This window comes from Anaerobacillus sp. 1_MG-2023 (assembly GCF_030547345.1).
Taxonomy (GTDB): Bacteria; Bacillota; Bacilli; order Bacillales; family Guptibacillaceae; genus Guptibacillus; species Guptibacillus hwajinpoensis_B.
The window spans coordinates 77,782-93,614 of record NZ_JAUORD010000004.1 but is presented as its reverse complement, the minus strand read 5'-3'; the positions used below and the strand labels follow the sequence as shown (position 1 = coordinate 93,614).

Below are 15,833 nucleotides of genomic sequence, written 5' to 3'. Positions count from 1 at the left end.
GACGATGGGCCTTTTTAATTTCAAGCCAAAAACAAAGCAGATTAGTTTGATTCTGCATGATCATGTGATTCGGATGGTAGAGCTCGCGCCTTCCACGATGGGAATTCGTTCTTATCAGGAACGGTTTTTACCTAAAGGGATCGTTGAGGACGGAAAAATCATTGAGCGTGATACGCTCTTTGTGATTTTAGAAGAGTGTGTAGAAGAGTGGGGTATTAAAGGGAAGCGGGTTTTTTTTCTTGTCCCCGATGCCTATCTTGTTCTCCGTCATGAGAAGATTCCACGGGCCATTTCTAACGATGACATTAAAGGCTACCTGTACCTTGAAATCGGAGCAAGCATCATGCTTCCTTTTCAGAATGCGGTTTTTGATTATGAGTTAATTGGTGAATCGGGTGAGAAAAAAGAAATTCTTCTTTTTGCTGCACCGGAGGATATTGTGATGGCTTTTTCTTCTATTTTAGAGTCGGTTGCTCTACATCCGGAAGCGGCCGATGTGAATGCCCTTTCCCTCTATAGAATGTACTATTATACAGATCAGGTTGATTCACAGCAGCCCTCGCTCTTTCTAAACTGCGGCATTCAATCGATTAATGTGAGCGTTTTTTATCAGCACAAACCAGCCTTTATTCGCCAGGTGTTAATGGATACACCGCATATGAACTGGGAAGTGACGCAAACTTCACGATTTAAAAGTGAAATGCAGTGGCGAGGTGAACGTGAACAATTAATCGATGCCGTGGAGGAAAGTGTAACGGAAATCGAACGAGTGATCAATTTCTATCACTATTCGATGAACAAAAGTGGACAAACGATTCAGCGTGTTTTTCTTTCAGGAGATTTTCCTGAAATCCCATTGTTTAAAAAAAGATTAGAAACGGTCGTCGGTACAGCTGTACAGTATGCAAATGAACATGCCATTGTTGATGAGGAAGGGAATGTTCTTCCGCTCCCATTCTTCGGTGCGTATGGGCTGGCATTAAAGGGGTGGAAGAATGTTAATTGATATTAACCTGCTTCCAAATAAACAAAAGCGCTCCTTTTCCTTTATGCTCATTCCGATATCAGCAGGGGCCGTTCTTCTTCTTGTTTTTGGTTGGATGATGTATAGTTCTTTTCAATTAAAAGCAGAACAGGAAACGTTAACAGACCGACTTGAAAAAACTACTGATCTTGTAGCAGCTTTACAAGCATCGGAAGCTGGTACTGTTTCATCTGGACAAACGCTTCAGGAATATGTTGATTGGCTTGATGGGGTGCAATTCTCAACTGTAGCGTTACTTGATGATCTTGTTGCACGCCTTCCTGAACGTGGCTACTTTATGAATTATGAGTTTGATGGTAGTGAAACGGTAACATTAACTGTACAGTTCGATCAGATGAAGGAAGTGTCCCAATATTTGAATGAACTAAATGAATCAGGAAATGTTCAAGCAGCAAGTCTCTTAACAGTATCCGCTGCTGATCTCACAGAAGAAACGGTAGATACCGAGAGTCGCATATTGCCTCGATATATAACAGATTACGAAATCGTTATTAATAAATCGAATTTAAGAGTGAATGAAGAGGAGGAAGAAGAGAATGGATAACAGGACGCGAAATTTGTTAACGTCTATTGGTCTTCTCATCCCTCTTCTTGGTCTTGTGTTGTTCTTTATGTTTTCAATTCTTCCACAAAAAGGAGAAGTAGAACGGCTCGAATCTCAGGTTAGTCAGAATAAAGAGCTTATCGCTGTTCTTGAAGAAAAACAAACGAGCACTCAGGAAGAAGTCTATGATACTAATGCGCTTCAGAAAATGGTGCCTGTGAAACCGCTTGTTGACCAGTTTGTTCTTGATTTGAATCAAGCGGAATTGGTTTCAAAAAGTAATATTAAACAGCTTGATTTTGTCGACGAGGTGCTAAATCCAGAGCAATATGCGGAAGAGGCTTCAGAAGAAGAAACAGTGGAAAGCGGAGAAAATAATGCTCCTGAGGAGGTATCTGAAGATGAAGCAGAGTCAGCGGAATCGCAGTCGGCAGACGCCTTGCCGGGGCTTCCAGATGGGATTCAGGCTGTGAATGTGAGTATGGCGATGGTTTCGGATAATTATTCTTCGCTTCGAACATTTCTTGAATCGATTGAAGGTTTACCGCGTATGGCGGTGATCAGCGGGCTTTCTTTTACAGGTGAAACGGATGCTGTGTTGTTAGATGAAGCTGAGAAAAATGAGTTAACATATACGGCTGATGTAGCTACTTTTTACATACCAACCTTAACGGATTTAGCAGAGCAAACGCCATCGCTTGATTATCCAGAGCCTGCAGATAAAGACAATCCATTGTATGAAAAGATTGATAAAGAAGAAGCTTCGGAGTAATGATGTTCTTATAATGAGAAGTGATATAGCAAGTGGGGGAAGCCTTTGTCGGTTAACAAAGGCTTCTTTTTATCGTCTGAATTATCCGGATCTACTCTAGTATTTGCAGTTCTAGTATTTCGTCAGAATTCATAGACTGTAGTACAAGCTGGTACCGAGGAGGATGATTATGGATAAGGAGAGACGGACGATTTCAATTCGATTAAATGATGAGGAGAAAAGCGAGCCTCCCGAAACACATAAAGAAGAAAGTGCAGCAGCTGAGGAGAAGGAATTTGAGTGGATTTTACCCGAACGGCGTGATTCGAGGAAGATAGTAGAACTTAAAAAGAGGCACATTCAAAAAAAAGCTGGTGCTTTTTATGAAAAGAAAAGTCCAAGGCTCCCAGTCGGACGCAAAAAGAAAAAACACTTAGTTAATAAGAAACCTATTATTACATTACAAAAGAAAGTGGTGGCTTCCGCTGCTTTTGCTATTATTCTTGGGATTTTATTTGGATTTGGTTTATTAATGGTATTCAGTGGGGATAGCGTGGCGACGATAGATGATGGATATGAAGAAGCAGCTACAACGACCACGGATTTGGACTTATCATTAGATTTTCACGTAGTTCAATCTGGAGCTTATGAAACAGAGGAATCTGCGAAGGAGTTTCAAGACAAGTTGAAAGAGAATGGATTTCCGGCAGCTATTTTTAAAGGAGAGAAATACTATTTGTTTATAGGTGTATCTCCTTCTGCTGAAGGACAGGATGCACTTGGGGCTTATTATGAAGGAAAAGGACAGGATGTCTATAAGAAGGTGTGGTCAATTGATGGTCAGAAAGCATCTGTGAGTGACGAAATGGCGGGTCATCTGAAGGAAGGCAAATCATTGCTCGAAAAATTAACGACGTTAGATCTTGTTGCATTATCTGATGGAAAGCTGAAAGAAGCTGAAATGAGTGACATAAAAAAAGAAGTTGAAGCCTGGAATGAGAGTGGATCGGGGAGAAAAGAGTGGGATGAAATCGGCGGGAAAGAGCTTGAACAAAGTCTGAACAGTGCCTTGGAGGAACTTGAAATGTACGCTTCTGAGGAAACAGTACCGTCTTTATGGGTTGTTCAGCAGCATTTATTAGATGGGATGGTAGCCTTACAAGACGTAGTGGAAAGGTTGAAATAATCAGTTATTTGCGGAGATTCTCAATTAACGGTACGATATGAGTATTGGGAGCGACCCTCCCTAACGACTTTTTCTTAACGAATTAAAATAAGATTAAACAAATTTAAACTGTATGCACATACAGAAACGAAAGAAAACGAAAAATGTAGAGGAACGTTAGAAAATTAAATTGTGGAAAGAAAAGGGATTTGATAAGCTGTTATCAAGCCCTTTTCCCACTTATGAATCATTTACAAAAAGGGTGGTAAAATGAAGCGCCTCGTCTTAGCCTCAGGGTCTCCACGAAGAAAAGAACTTCTAGATCAAATGAATCTCCAATTTGAGATTATCGTTAGCAGCTTTGAAGAGCATCTCTCTCAATCTGTCCCACCTTCAGAACTTGTGAAACAGCTTGCCTTAGGGAAAGCAAATGAAGTGTATACAAATACTTCAGATGCTGTCGTGCTAGGTGCAGATACGGTTGTTACACTCGACCATGAGGTCCTTGGAAAACCTGATAGCCGCGAGCATGCGAGGCAGATGCTTAAAGCCTTATCAGGACGATCTCACGTCGTTTATTCAGGTGTGGCTATTCTATCCAGTGAACGAAGTGCCCAATTCTTTGAAGCAACTGAAGTAGAATTCTGGGAGTTAACAGATAAGGAGATTGAGAACTATCTTGATACAGGAGAGCCTTTTGATAAAGCGGGAGGTTATGGCATACAGGGTTTCGGTGCCGCCTTTGTGAAGCGAATTCATGGTGATTATTATAGTGTGGTAGGGCTTCCTATTTCGAAAACGCTACGAGAGCTTCGTGCGTTTGGAATTGTTCCGGAGATTCAGCGTTAGTCAGTCATGAAGATGAATCCAGGGAGGAAGCGTGTTGTTGAAAACCCCTTTAATGATTCGAGATTATCCTGAAGAAGAGCGCCCGAGAGAGCGTCTGATGAAGGATGGTCCTGAGACCTTATCTAATCAAGAATTATTAGCTATTATCCTCAGGACAGGAACAAAGCAGGAGTCAGTGCTTCAGCTTTCTTATCGCATTATACAGAACTTTGAAGGACTTCGACTTCTGAAAGATGCAAGTATTGAAGAGTTAACGTCTCTAAACGGCGTTGGAACTGCTAAAGCGGTTCAGCTAATCGCAGCGATGGAGCTCGGTAGAAGAGTTAGCCGCCTTCAATTAGAAGAACGCTATACGATTCGTTCTCCTGAAGATGGTGCGAATTATGTGATGGAAGACATGCGCTTCCTATCACAAGAACATTTTGTTTGCTTATACTTAAATACGAAGAATCAGGTACTGCATCGTCAAACTGTCTTTGTTGGAAGTCTAAACGCATCGATTGTTCATCCGCGTGAGGTCTTTCGTGAAGCATTTAGGCGGTCGGCCGCTTCATTAATTTGTTTTCATAATCATCCGAGCGGTGATCCAACACCGAGCAGAGAAGATATTGAAGTGACAAAACGTCTTGCAGAATGTGGCAAAATGCTTGGTATTGATATGCTAGATCATATTATTATTGGAGATCAGAAGTTTATTAGTTTAAAAGAAAAAGGGTATGTATAAATTGGACGTGGGATAGCACGTATTCCCACTACCGTTTTCAATACTGATGCAGTATAATCATATTTATGAGTTTTGCTTGAATTGAAGGGAGATTTAACATAAATGTTTGGTGGATTTTCAAGAGATATGGGAATAGATTTAGGTACAGCGAATACGCTGGCATATGTAAAAGGAAAAGGTGTTGTTGTTCGAGAGCCATCAGTTGTGGCACTTCGTACAGATACAGGTTCTATTGAAGCAGTCGGAAACGACGCAAAGAACATGATTGGACGCACACCGGGTAATATCGTTGCACTTCGTCCAATGAAAGATGGCGTTATTGCTGATTTTGAAACGACGGCTACAATGCTGAAATATTTTATTCAACAGGCACAGAAAAACCGTTCTGTGTTCGCACGTAAGCCAAACGTGATGGTTTGTGTACCTTCAGGGATCACTGCTGTCGAAAAAAGAGCGGTAGAAGATGCCACTCGTCAAGCTGGAGCACGTGAACCTTATACAATTGAAGAGCCGTTTGCAGCCGCAATCGGAGCTGATCTACCAGTTTGGGAACCAACTGGTAGTATGGTTGTCGATATTGGTGGAGGAACAACAGAAGTTGCGATCATCTCATTAGGTGGAATCGTTACAAGTGAATCGATTCGCATTGCTGGTGATGAGATGGACGAGTCTATCATTCAATATGTGAAGAAAACATACAATTTAATGATTGGTGAGCGTACAGCTGAACAGCTTAAGCTTGAAATCGGATCTGCTGGAACGACAGAAGGTATTGAAGCGATGGATATTCGTGGACGTGACCTTGTAACGGGTCTTCCAAAGACGATCAGCGTATCCGCTGATGAAGTGTCGGGCGCTCTTCGTGATACGGTTAATAGCATTATGGAAGCTGTTAAAGTAACACTTGAGAAAACACCGCCAGAACTTGCAGCAGATATTATGGATCGTGGAATTGTTCTTACAGGTGGTGGTGCATTGCTTCGTAACCTGGATCAGGTGATTAGCGATGAAACAAAAATGCCTGTTATTGTAGCTGAGAATCCGCTTGAGTGCGTAGCGATTGGTACTGGGCGTGCGCTAGAAAATATTCATCTGTTCAAATCTAGAGCTGGTATTACTTCCCGCTCAAAACAGAAGTAGTTGGAAGGTGTAAGGCATGCCACAATTTTTTTCGAATAAACGACTCATTGTACTACTTGTCAGTATCATTATTCTTGTAGCGTTAATTGGGACGTCTATGAAAGAACGTGATGCTCTCACGATGCCGGAGCAATTTTTCAAAGATTCCGTTGGCTGGCTTCAATCAATCTTCTATAAACCCGCTAATTCAGTAGCGGGTTTATTTGAGAGTATTGGTGATATGAGGGACATGTACGAAGAAAATGAGCTATTGAAATCGAGACTTAATGAATTTGTTGCTGTCTCAGAAGAGCTCAAAACAGTGAAGAAGGAAAATGAAGACTTAAAAAGCGAATTAAACATCGATTCATCAACCGGGTTAGCTAGCTATCAAACATTTCACGCAAATATGATTGCAAGATCTCCAGATCGGTGGAATGATTTATTAACGATTGATAAAGGTAAACAGGACGGGGTAGAAGCTGATATGGCTGTTGCCACACCGGATGGATTAATCGGTAAAGTGAAAAACGTTCAGCCTTTTTCGTCGACTGTCCAGCTAGTGAGTGATGTAGACCGGACGAATCGAATCGCAGCTATGACTCAAGAAGATAAGAACGTTTTCGGTACAATAGAAGGTTATGATACTGAAAAAGAAGTACTTATGTTCTCAAAAATTCCAGTAGATACAAAGGTTGAGAAAGGTCAAACTGTTATTACGGCAGGTAATGGAGGCATTTTTCCACGAGGCATTGTCATCGGGGAAATTGTAGATGTAGAAACAGACAACGTTGGAACGACTCAGACGGCTTATGTGAAACCAGCCGCCGATTTATATGATATTAACAATGTTATGGTAATCGATCGTGGAGCACAGGATGTTACGCCTGATGACGGAGAAGGTGAAGAGGAATGAGGCGTTTTCTTCTAATTGGAACGCTATTTGTTCTTTTTCTTCTTGAAGGTACCGTTTTTCAGGTGTTTGCCCCTGAGCAATTCGGATTTGAATTTCAATTAATCCCACGTTTTGTTACTGTGATTGTGATTATGATCGGAATGATTCTCTCCCCTGCTTATGGAGTAGTTTACGGCGTCATATTTGGTCTATTACACGATTTGATCTACACGGATCTTGTTGGTGTCTATATGTTTGGAATGTCTGTTGCAGCCTACATAATCGGTTATTTTTCGAAAGTATTTCACCTGAATTGGTTTACAACGCTTATCCTCGGTTTACTTGGCGTATCATTGGTGGAATTCTATGTGTATGAACTATTTTCACTAATTAATGTAACGGATCTTTCTTTCTCTTCCTTTTTCTACAAACGCTATCTTCCTTCATTACTTTTAAATGGAATCTTTTTGCTTATTGTTTACTATCCTGTTAAACGGTTGCTGGATGATTTATCGGAAAACCGTAGACAAGAAAATCAGGCCAAAAGAAGGAGTTTCCTTTAGCAACGTTGAATTATTCTATGTTGAGGTGAATGAAATTGTCTATGGTACAAAAGCATACACAGCATTTTGTTACGATTAAAGGAACGAAGGATGGCTTGAATCTGATTTTAGATGATTCTTGCGCTTTTCGTGATGTTATAAATGAACTTGATGAAAAACTTTCCGCTCGTCACATACAGCAGACGGAAGGTCATACGATTACTGTTACCCTTAAATTGGGTAATCGATATTTAACAGACAAACAAGAAGAAGAGCTTCGTGCCATGATTCAATCTAAGCAAAACCTTGAGGTTGATCGGATTGATTCAAATGTCATCTCTCGGAGTGAAGCGGAAGCAGAGCGAAAAAGAACAACTGTAACATCTGTTTCGAGAACCGTTCGTTCTGGACAGGTACTTGAAGTAGAAGGAGACCTTCTTTTGATTGGCGACGTTAATCCTGGTGGCACCGTAATGGCTGCAGGGAATATATTCGTAATGGGTTCGCTTAGAGGCATCGCACATGCAGGGGCTTATGGCGATATAAATGCCGTGATTACGGCAGCTGTTATGAAGCCATCTCAGTTGAAAATCGCTGAACTAATAAGCAGGCCACCTGATCAAGCAGGAGTAAGTATTCATGAAGCAGAATGTGCTTTTGTTAAGGACGGGCAATCTGAAATTAGCGTTGATCGCGTTCAAATACTGACTAAAGTTCGACCGAATTTGACTAGGTTGTAGACAGAAAGGGGAATGTTGTGTGGGAGACGCTATCGTCATTACTTCCGGAAAAGGTGGTGTGGGTAAGACCACAACGACAGCAAACATTGGGACAGCTCTTGCACTATCGGGGAAAAAAGTATGTCTGGTAGATACAGATATAGGTCTTCGAAATCTTGATGTAGTCATGGGACTTGAAAATCGTATTATTTACGATCTTGTCGATGTTGCTGAAGAGCGATGTCGACTACATCAAGCGTTAATAAAAGATAAGCGTTTTGAAGCGCTTTATATGCTACCTGCAGCTCAAACGAAAGATAAATCTGCTGTGCAGCCAGAGCAAATGAAGAAGATTATTGGTGAGTTAAAGCAGGATTATGACTATGTTCTCATTGACTGTCCTGCTGGCATTGAGCAGGGCTTTAAGAATGCGATTGCAGGCGCGGATAAATCGGTTGTAGTCACAACTCCCGAAACGTCGGCTGTGCGAGATGCTGATCGTATTATAGGCCTTCTTGAAAAAGAAGAAGGTATTGAAGCACCAAAACTTGTTGTTAATCGTATCCGAAATCATATGATGGAAAGTGGAGAAATGCTAGATGTAGATGAGATCGTTTCTATTCTTGCTATCGATCTACTTGGCATTGTTGGCGATGACGATACAGTTATTACAGCATCTAACAAAGGCGAGCCCATTGCGCTCGACCCTAGTTCAAAAGCATCCATCGCCTATCGCAATATCGCGAGACGAATTTTAGGTGAATCTGTTCCGCTTCTTTCTCTCCAGGAAGAACGAGGGATGTTTAGTAAAGTGAAGAAATTCTTTGGAATGCGTTCCTAAATCTCGGCTACGGCCGGGATTTTTTTGTTTCATGCTATTCCTTCTTCTTTATCAAAGTTAGACGGCTTTTGATCGATTGTGTGATCTTCATTTCATTCAATTCCTTGTGAAAGAAAGTATTCTCAATGACATATCCCCACAGGACAAGTCATAAACTGAGTACTACTTATAGGAAGGTTGGGTGAAGAATGCGGAGAGATCTAGATGATGTAAGGAAACGACTTCATTCAAGAAAAAGACAGCGGCGACAAGTTCCCCAAATGGAAAGACGTCATGATGCTATCCCTTCATCTTCTTTTCAAAACACGGAGGTCAAAATCCATCCTCTTTTTAACAGGCAAAGTTTTTTAATGCGCTCGATGATTGCGGCATGCTTGTTTCTTGCTGCAGGAATACTATTTAAAGCAGAGAGCGATAAGCTTGAGCCTGTTCAGGAGTATGTGTCAGCCATGATGGTAGAAGAATTTCAGTTTGCCACTGTGAAAAGTTGGTATGAAGGAAAGTTTGGGAATCCAGTGGCATTGTTCCCGACAGCCCCTGAAACTGATTCAGCTGGGGAAGCACCAAGCTATGCACTTCCTGCGAGCGGAAAAGTACTTGAAAACTTTGAATCGACGGGCAAAGGAATCATGGTTGAAACGGTTTTAAGCTCCGATGTTGAAGCAATCGATGCAGGAGTAGTGACATATGCAGGTGAGAAAGAAGGAATTGGGCAGACAGTTGTGATTCAGCATACGGATGGTAGTGAATCATGGTATGGGATGCTAGATTCGGTGGATGTATCGATTTATGATTTTGTTCAAACAAAGGATCAACTTGGAAGCGTGTCGAATTCTGATGATGGGAAGACAGGAACATTCTATTTTGCCATTAAGAAGAACGAGGCATTTATTGATCCGCTTCAAGTTGTGCCCATCAAATAATGGTAAAAATGATAACGATCCATCCACTATTTTGGATGACGATTGGTCTTTCCATCTTAACAGGTAGGTTTAGAGAGATGCTGCTGCTCTTCTTAGTTGTCCTCATTCACGAGTTAGGGCATGCGGGGGCAGCCCGTTTTTTAGGATGGCGTATCAATGAGATCGTTTTATTACCATTTGGGGGCGTAGCCGTAGTTGATGAACATGGGAATCGTCCCTTGAAAGAAGAGCTTATTGTCATTCTCGCAGGGCCTTTACAGCATGTTTGGATGATGGGGGTTGGCGCGACGCTCCATTATATGGGAATATGGAATGACATGTTCGATCTCTTTATGCTTCATAATATCATGATCCTTTTGTTTAATTTGCTGCCGATTTGGCCACTCGATGGCGGAAAGCTCCTCTTTCTTCTTTATTCTTTGCGTCTTCCCTTTAAATCGGCTCACAAAATGATGCTATATTCTTCGTTGTTTTGCTTTTCACTCCTTATTATTTTAACAGCGATATTATTTCCTTTTCATCTTAATTTGTGGATGGTGATTGTGTTTCTGTCTGTATCACAATTTAAAGAATGGAAACATCATCCTTATATTTATTTTAGATTTTTACTTGAACGCTATTCTAAATCGTTTAATGGGAAAAAACAGGTTGTTACAATTGCTCCAGATATGCGCTTAAATGACTTGCTAGCAACTTTTTCACGAGGGAAGCATTACCATATCCTCATACAAGATTTGAATATTGAAACAGATGAACATTTCTTACTAGAGGCTTATTTCAAAAAAAATCAAATTGCCTGTGCAGTGGGAACGCTATTTAGGTAAACTATAGAAAAGCTACTAAAGGAGAACGGCTATGCGATTAATTGTTCTTGAGAGAAATCAATGGCGGGCAGCAGCCATTGAAATAAATAATGAATTTACAGATATATGGGCGGAAACGTTGACGAATAGGAAGCCTTCTCAGGGAGATATTATTCTCGGAAAAGTGTCTTCCGTATTAGATGGCAAAAACGCCGCCTTTATCTCTCTAGGCAGTGGAAAACCCGGGTTATTAAATGGAGAAGAATTTGTTTTAGCGCAGGAGAAAAAGACAGCTGGAGAACCATTACCGGCTGTTTCTGACTGCGTTCAAGAAGGACAGGCTATTCTTGTTCAAGTAAAGCATCCAGGCGTTGATCGGAAGGGCCCAATTGTTACAGAGCTAATTAAGCTGACATTGGATCACTTAGTCTACATGCCTTATGCAGGATACTCAGCTGTATCGAAGCAGTTAACTACAAATCGTGAAGAACTACTTCAATTTGCAGATAAATATTGTATAGAGCAAGAAGGTGTTATCTTTAGAACTAGTGCAGGATACATAAAGGAAGAAGCGCTTTTCGCGGAATTACAGTCTCATCGTAAAGAATGGCTGCGTATTCTCGAACAATCCTCTACACAACGAGCGCCTAGTATGGTGAAAAAAAACAGTGGCCTTGGGGAGGAAGTGAGCAAACTATATCCCCTTCATCGGGTGAGTAGTTTAGCGGCAAATTCCTCCGAAGCGGTTAGTTCGTTTTTTCCGCTTTTATCAAAGAATGCGACCCTGATGGAATTGAATGAGAAGAAAAAAAAGCTTGATAAGCTTGAAGATACCATTCTGAATATGAAAAAAACCATTAAAATGGGGAAAGCGAATCTTCATATTGAAGAAACGCATGCATTGACAGCTATTGATGTCGATACTGGAGGAGTAAAGCTTGAAACGAAAAATGAAACTCATTTCGAAGTGAATCGATTAGCGGTGGACGAAATTGCGAAACAGCTTCGACTTCGCAACATTAGTGGATTGATTGTCGTCGATTTTTTACGAGTCGAGAAAGAAGAGCAACAGAACCTTCATGCGTTAATGAAAAGCAAAGAAGAAACAGATAAACGCTTAAAAGTTGGAGGATTTACAAAGTTAGGACTATTTGAGATGCAACGTAAAAAGTCCGGACTTCCGTTAAGTCGGTTTGTGTAAAATAAGTCACATTAATCGCATTGACATGGCAATTTTAGCTGTGGTATGATTTAGTGGTTAGTTCGTTTGGAAGCACCCAAAGAGCTACAACCGCTCAAGAACAGGTTTTTAAGCTAGTTTCTAGCACCTGCAATGGCGAGTCTTAGTATTAGAGGAGGTGCACGTATGTACGCAATTATTGAAACTGGTGGTAAACAAATCAAGGTTACTGAAGGTCAAGAAATCTACATCGAGCTTCTAAACACTGAAGCTGGTGAAACGGTTACTTTTGACCGTGTGCTAATGGTAGGTGGAGATGACATTAAAGTTGGTTCTCCTATGCTAGATGGCGCTACTGTAACTGGTAAAGTTGATAAGCACGGTAAAGGTAAGAAAATCACGGTTTATAAATATAAGCCAAAGAAAAACTACCGTCGTAAGCAAGGACACCGTCAACCTTACACTAAAGTAGTTATCGACAAAATTAACGCTTAAGGATATCTAAGATGATACGTTTCAAGGTGAAGCGAGATTCTAACAATCGCATCCTTTCATTTTCCATTTCTGGACACGCTGATTCTGGCCCTTATGGCTATGATTTAGTTTGTGCAGGTGTTTCTGCTGTGTCGATTGGGACGGTGAATGCGATTGAATCCCTTTGCGATGTAACTCTCATAGTTGATATGGAGGATGAAGGCGGCTACCTCAGCTGTACTGTTCCGGATCATCTGGAACAACGTATAGATGAGAACGTTCAACTTCTCCTTCAAGGAATGGAAGTATCCATTTCTGCTATTGCCGAGGAATATGGCAAGCACATCCAAATTACTCACACATAGGAGGTGGGACAATATGTTGAAAATGAATCTACAGTTTTTCGCATCGAAAAAGGGTGTAGGTAGTACAAAAAACGGCCGTGATTCAATCTCCAAGCGTCTTGGCGCGAAGAGCGCAGACGGCGAGTTCGTATCCGGCGGTTCGATTCTTTTCCGTCAACGCGGAACTAAGATCTACCCTGGTACAAACGTTGGCCGCGGTGGAGACGACACTCTATATGCGAAAATCGACGGCGTCGTGAAATTCGAGCGTCTTGGACGTGACCGTAAACAAGTAAGTGTATATCCAGTTGCTAAGGAAGCATAAGCAACTTAAGAAAAACTCTAACCGAACGGTTAGAGTTTTTTGATATAATGGAGAAAATGAGATGGATAAGTGACGATGCACAATGAATTCGCGTAAGATTGTTTTCTTTTAATCCAAATTAACATACAGAAAAGATCTATTGTTATAATGAAGGAAATGGTTAGAGCATTGGGAGTGCAATTATGTCTAAAAATTGGAATACCTTTGACGTTCTGCGCCATTCTCGTCATGATTGGTTAAATCGTTTGCAGTTGATCAAGGGAAACCTTGCACTGGATCATGTAGACAGGGCAAAGGAAATTATCGAAGAAATTATTATCCAGTCGAGACAGGAAGCAAAATTATCGAATTTAAATGCTCCGAAACTTGCAGAATATATATTAACGTTTAACTGGTGTAACCATTTATTTCAGTTGGATTTTGAAGTGATCGGAGACGAGTATGATATTTGCGTTTATGAAGCGGATCTTATCGAGTTAATCTCTCGATGTACAACAGTGCTTGATTCTCATGTGAAAGTTCCATCAGATCATCACTTGTTATTAACGCTTCAGTTGTACCATGAAGAAATTCATCTTGTTTTTGATTTTCAAGGTGAAGTTTCCGATCAAAACAAGCTCAAGCTGGCGTTCGAAAATCCTGAAGTGAAAAGCGCTAAATTGATTGAATTAGAGCAAACGGGTCAGGAGCTAGTTAGCACGTTTTTGATTAAATGAGGTGAAAGTATGTTTGTAGATCAGGTCAAAGTATTTGTTAAAGCAGGCGATGGCGGAAATGGTATGGTTGCCTTCCGTCGAGAGAAATATGTACCGGATGGCGGTCCTGCAGGAGGCGACGGAGGAAAAGGCGCAAGCGTCATTTTCGAAGTAGAAGAAGGTCTTCGTACGCTTATGGACTTCCGTTACAATCGTCATTTTAAAGCCAAAACAGGTGAGCATGGTCGCTCGAAGAATCAGCATGGCCGTAATTCAGAAGATATGGTTGTAAAGGTCCCACCTGGTACAATTGTATCCAATGCGGAAACGGGAGAGGTTATTGCGGATCTAACTGAGCACGGGCAACGTGCAACTGTAGCGCGTGGCGGTCGAGGCGGCCGTGGGAATTCACGCTTTGCATCGCCTTCTAACCCGGCACCAGAGCTTTCAGAGAATGGTGAACCTGGGGAAGAAAAAGATGTTACTTTAGAGCTCAAGGTTCTAGCTGATGTTGGACTTGTTGGGTTTCCTAGTGTAGGTAAGTCAACGCTTCTATCCGTAGTATCAGCAGCGAAGCCAAAAATTGCAGCATACCATTTTACAACGATTGCACCCAATCTAGGTGTTGTTGATACAAAAGATGGACGCAGTTTCGTTATGGCTGATTTACCTGGATTAATTGAGGGCGCTCATGAAGGCGTTGGCCTTGGCCATCAGTTCCTTCGACACATTGAGCGAACACGAGTTATCGTTCACGTCATTGATATGTCTGGTATGGAAGGGCGAGACCCTTATGAAGACTACTTGAAGATCAATGATGAGTTAAAGCAATATAAAATGCGTCTAATGGAACGTCCGCAAATCATTGTCGCTAATAAAATGGATCTTCCAGATTCTGAAGAAAATCTTGAGATTTTCAAGGAAAAGCTTGAGGAAGATTTCCCGATTTATCCGATTTCTGCTGTAACGCGACAAGGTGTCCAAGAAGTATTGTTTGAAATTGCAGACAAGCTTGAGACAACACCTGAGTTCCCTCTTGATGAAGAGAAGGAAGAAGAGACTCGCGTGATGTACCGTCACGAAAAAGGTGCACCTGAGTTCTTTGTAACGCGTGATAGCGACGGAACATTCGTTGTTAATGGACCACGAATTGAAAAGCTATTCAAGATGACAGACTTTAACCGAGAAGACAATGTTCGCAGGTTCGCGCAACAAATGCGTAGCATGGGAATTGATGATGCGCTAAGAGAGCGTGGAGCTGAGGATGGAGATGCGGTTCGAATTCTGGAGTTCGAATTTGAGTTCGTAGACTGATAAACGGAGAAGACTGTCCTCATGGAAGGGCGGTCTTTTTTTACATAGACCTACCTGAACATAGCAAACCTGTAAATGATAGACGATTATCGGTCGTAGCTGGCCGCGATAGAGGAGAGGGGAAGAATGAGCAAAGACGATAAGAATTTTTATCTCGTTCGGGAAGATGTCCTATCTGATTCGATGTTGAAAACGCTGCAAGCCAAGCTTCTTCTTGAGAGTGGCACTGTGGAATCAGTTCGAGAAGCCATTGATGAAGTTGGCGTAAGTCGGAGTGCATTCTATAAATATCGTGACACAATCTTACCGTTTCATACGATGATCATTGAACAGATCGTAACGCTCTCGGTTCATTTGGAAGATCGTTCAGGAGCGCTTTCTAGAGTGCTTAGCACAGTAGCCTCACTTGGTTGCAATTTATTGACGATTAACCAGACGATTCCCCTACAGGGCTATGCTACGGTTATTTTAACAATGGAAATTGGTGAAACAAACTTACGCATAAGCAATTTACTTGAGAAAATTAAAGACATCGAAGCCGTAAACAATGCTGAAATTATTGGATCTGGAGCATAGGGGGA

At 41.4% G+C, this 15,833-nt stretch carries 20 protein-coding genes and 1 other annotated feature; all 20 genes read left to right on the top strand.

Annotated elements, in window-relative coordinates; genetic code table 11:
- The first annotated feature begins 4 nt into the window (after window positions 1-4).
- Complete coding sequence (pilM, locus tag Q4550_RS09040) at window positions 5-1,006, top strand: type IV pilus biogenesis protein PilM (RefSeq protein WP_303531952.1); 1,002 nt, start codon at window positions 5-7, stop codon at window positions 1,004-1,006.
- Entirely contained in the window at window positions 996-1,589 is a 594-nt protein-coding gene (locus Q4550_RS09035; protein WP_303531949.1) for a PilN domain-containing protein, read from the top strand. The genes pilM and Q4550_RS09035 overlap by 11 nt, the downstream gene beginning before the upstream one ends.
- Window positions 1,582-2,361: a hypothetical protein gene (locus tag Q4550_RS09030; protein WP_303531946.1), complete on the top strand. Its 780-nt coding sequence runs from the start codon at window positions 1,582-1,584 to the stop codon at window positions 2,359-2,361. Before Q4550_RS09035 ends, Q4550_RS09030 begins: the two co-directional genes overlap by 8 nt.
- A gap of 169 nt (window positions 2,362-2,530) precedes the next feature.
- Entirely contained in the window at window positions 2,531-3,526 is a 996-nt protein-coding gene (locus tag Q4550_RS09025) for an SPOR domain-containing protein (protein ID WP_303531943.1), read from the top strand.
- Between the two features lie 249 nt (window positions 3,527-3,775).
- Window positions 3,776-4,354 carry a Maf family protein gene (locus Q4550_RS09020; protein ID WP_303531941.1) on the top strand — a complete coding sequence of 193 codons (579 nt, stop codon included), beginning with the start codon at window positions 3,776-3,778 and terminating at the stop codon, window positions 4,352-4,354.
- Between the two features lie 52 nt (window positions 4,355-4,406).
- Window positions 4,407-5,078: a RadC family protein gene (gene radC / locus Q4550_RS09015; RefSeq protein WP_194219641.1), complete on the top strand. Its 672-nt coding sequence runs from the start codon at window positions 4,407-4,409 to the stop codon at window positions 5,076-5,078.
- A 102-nt stretch (window positions 5,079-5,180) separates the two neighbouring features.
- On the top strand, window positions 5,181-6,218 hold the full coding sequence (locus tag Q4550_RS09010; protein ID WP_194219395.1) for a rod shape-determining protein: 1,038 nt from the start codon (window positions 5,181-5,183) through the stop codon (window positions 6,216-6,218).
- Window positions 6,219-6,234: 16 nt separating this feature from the next.
- Window positions 6,235-7,113 (top strand): rod shape-determining protein MreC, encoded by an 879-nt coding sequence (mreC, locus tag Q4550_RS09005; RefSeq protein WP_303531938.1) that lies wholly within the window; start codon window positions 6,235-6,237, stop codon window positions 7,111-7,113.
- Complete coding sequence (mreD, locus tag Q4550_RS09000) at window positions 7,110-7,655, top strand: rod shape-determining protein MreD (protein ID WP_303531935.1); 546 nt, start codon at window positions 7,110-7,112, stop codon at window positions 7,653-7,655. The genes mreC and mreD overlap by 4 nt, the downstream gene beginning before the upstream one ends.
- 29 nt (window positions 7,656-7,684) lie before the next feature.
- A complete protein-coding gene (gene minC / locus Q4550_RS08995) occupies window positions 7,685-8,374 on the top strand; it encodes a septum site-determining protein MinC (RefSeq protein ID WP_371018213.1) in 690 nt (229 codons plus the stop codon).
- 19 nt (window positions 8,375-8,393) lie between these two features.
- Window positions 8,394-9,194 carry a septum site-determining protein MinD gene (minD, locus tag Q4550_RS08990; protein WP_194219398.1) on the top strand — a complete coding sequence of 267 codons (801 nt, stop codon included), beginning with the start codon at window positions 8,394-8,396 and terminating at the stop codon, window positions 9,192-9,194.
- A gap of 188 nt (window positions 9,195-9,382) precedes the next feature.
- Window positions 9,383-10,117: a M23 family metallopeptidase gene (locus tag Q4550_RS08985; protein WP_303531931.1), complete on the top strand. Its 735-nt coding sequence runs from the start codon at window positions 9,383-9,385 to the stop codon at window positions 10,115-10,117.
- On the top strand, window positions 10,117-10,941 hold the full coding sequence (locus Q4550_RS08980; RefSeq protein ID WP_283153931.1) for a M50 family metallopeptidase: 825 nt from the start codon (window positions 10,117-10,119) through the stop codon (window positions 10,939-10,941). Before Q4550_RS08985 ends, Q4550_RS08980 begins: the two co-directional genes overlap by 1 nt.
- 31 nt (window positions 10,942-10,972) lie before the next feature.
- Window positions 10,973-12,121, top strand: a complete 1,149-nt coding sequence (locus tag Q4550_RS08975) for a ribonuclease E/G (RefSeq protein WP_303531927.1) — start codon at window positions 10,973-10,975, stop codon at window positions 12,119-12,121.
- Window positions 12,122-12,199: 78 nt separating this feature from the next.
- Window positions 12,200-12,274 (top strand) — a sequence feature (ribosomal protein L21 leader region).
- A gap of 12 nt (window positions 12,275-12,286) precedes the next feature.
- Window positions 12,287-12,595: a 50S ribosomal protein L21 gene (rplU, locus tag Q4550_RS08970; protein WP_048312605.1), complete on the top strand. Its 309-nt coding sequence runs from the start codon at window positions 12,287-12,289 to the stop codon at window positions 12,593-12,595.
- An 11-nt stretch (window positions 12,596-12,606) separates the two neighbouring features.
- Window positions 12,607-12,939 carry a ribosomal-processing cysteine protease Prp gene (locus tag Q4550_RS08965; protein WP_303531920.1) on the top strand — a complete coding sequence of 111 codons (333 nt, stop codon included), beginning with the start codon at window positions 12,607-12,609 and terminating at the stop codon, window positions 12,937-12,939.
- Window positions 12,940-12,952: 13 nt separating this feature from the next.
- Window positions 12,953-13,243, top strand: coding sequence for a 50S ribosomal protein L27 (gene rpmA, locus Q4550_RS08960; RefSeq protein WP_098444403.1), 291 nt, complete (start codon window positions 12,953-12,955; stop codon window positions 13,241-13,243).
- 182 nt (window positions 13,244-13,425) lie between these two features.
- Window positions 13,426-13,959, top strand: coding sequence for a Spo0B C-terminal domain-containing protein (locus Q4550_RS08955; protein ID WP_226614537.1), 534 nt, complete (start codon window positions 13,426-13,428; stop codon window positions 13,957-13,959).
- A gap of 9 nt (window positions 13,960-13,968) precedes the next feature.
- Window positions 13,969-15,252: a GTPase ObgE gene (gene obgE / locus Q4550_RS08950; RefSeq protein WP_194219403.1), complete on the top strand. Its 1,284-nt coding sequence runs from the start codon at window positions 13,969-13,971 to the stop codon at window positions 15,250-15,252.
- Between the two features lie 126 nt (window positions 15,253-15,378).
- On the top strand, window positions 15,379-15,828 hold the full coding sequence (locus Q4550_RS08945) for an ACT domain-containing protein (RefSeq protein ID WP_303531909.1): 450 nt from the start codon (window positions 15,379-15,381) through the stop codon (window positions 15,826-15,828).
- Window positions 15,829-15,833 lie beyond the last annotated feature (5 nt).

Coding starts and splice junctions, on each gene's coding strand:
- Q4550_RS08965 (WP_303531920.1), top strand. CDS start 12,607: ATGATACGTTTCAAGGTGAAGCGAGATTCTAACAATCGCATCCTTTCA.
- Q4550_RS08985 (WP_303531931.1), top strand. CDS start 9,383: ATGCGGAGAGATCTAGATGATGTAAGGAAACGACTTCATTCAAGAAAA.
- Q4550_RS08945 (WP_303531909.1), top strand. CDS start 15,379: ATGAGCAAAGACGATAAGAATTTTTATCTCGTTCGGGAAGATGTCCTA.
- Q4550_RS09025 (WP_303531943.1), top strand. CDS start 2,531: ATGGATAAGGAGAGACGGACGATTTCAATTCGATTAAATGATGAGGAG.
- Q4550_RS09035 (WP_303531949.1), top strand. CDS start 996: ATGTTAATTGATATTAACCTGCTTCCAAATAAACAAAAGCGCTCCTTT.
- mreD (WP_303531935.1), top strand. CDS start 7,110: ATGAGGCGTTTTCTTCTAATTGGAACGCTATTTGTTCTTTTTCTTCTT.
- Q4550_RS08955 (WP_226614537.1), top strand. CDS start 13,426: ATGTCTAAAAATTGGAATACCTTTGACGTTCTGCGCCATTCTCGTCAT.
- pilM (WP_303531952.1), top strand. CDS start 5: ATGGGCCTTTTTAATTTCAAGCCAAAAACAAAGCAGATTAGTTTGATT.
- minC (WP_371018213.1), top strand. CDS start 7,685: ATGAAATTGTCTATGGTACAAAAGCATACACAGCATTTTGTTACGATT.
- rplU (WP_048312605.1), top strand. CDS start 12,287: ATGTACGCAATTATTGAAACTGGTGGTAAACAAATCAAGGTTACTGAA.
- Q4550_RS08980 (WP_283153931.1), top strand. CDS start 10,117: ATGGTAAAAATGATAACGATCCATCCACTATTTTGGATGACGATTGGT.
- obgE (WP_194219403.1), top strand. CDS start 13,969: ATGTTTGTAGATCAGGTCAAAGTATTTGTTAAAGCAGGCGATGGCGGA.
- rpmA (WP_098444403.1), top strand. CDS start 12,953: ATGTTGAAAATGAATCTACAGTTTTTCGCATCGAAAAAGGGTGTAGGT.
- radC (WP_194219641.1), top strand. CDS start 4,407: ATGATTCGAGATTATCCTGAAGAAGAGCGCCCGAGAGAGCGTCTGATG.
- Q4550_RS08975 (WP_303531927.1), top strand. CDS start 10,973: ATGCGATTAATTGTTCTTGAGAGAAATCAATGGCGGGCAGCAGCCATT.
- Q4550_RS09030 (WP_303531946.1), top strand. CDS start 1,582: ATGGATAACAGGACGCGAAATTTGTTAACGTCTATTGGTCTTCTCATC.
- Q4550_RS09020 (WP_303531941.1), top strand. CDS start 3,776: ATGAAGCGCCTCGTCTTAGCCTCAGGGTCTCCACGAAGAAAAGAACTT.
- Q4550_RS09010 (WP_194219395.1), top strand. CDS start 5,181: ATGTTTGGTGGATTTTCAAGAGATATGGGAATAGATTTAGGTACAGCG.
- mreC (WP_303531938.1), top strand. CDS start 6,235: ATGCCACAATTTTTTTCGAATAAACGACTCATTGTACTACTTGTCAGT.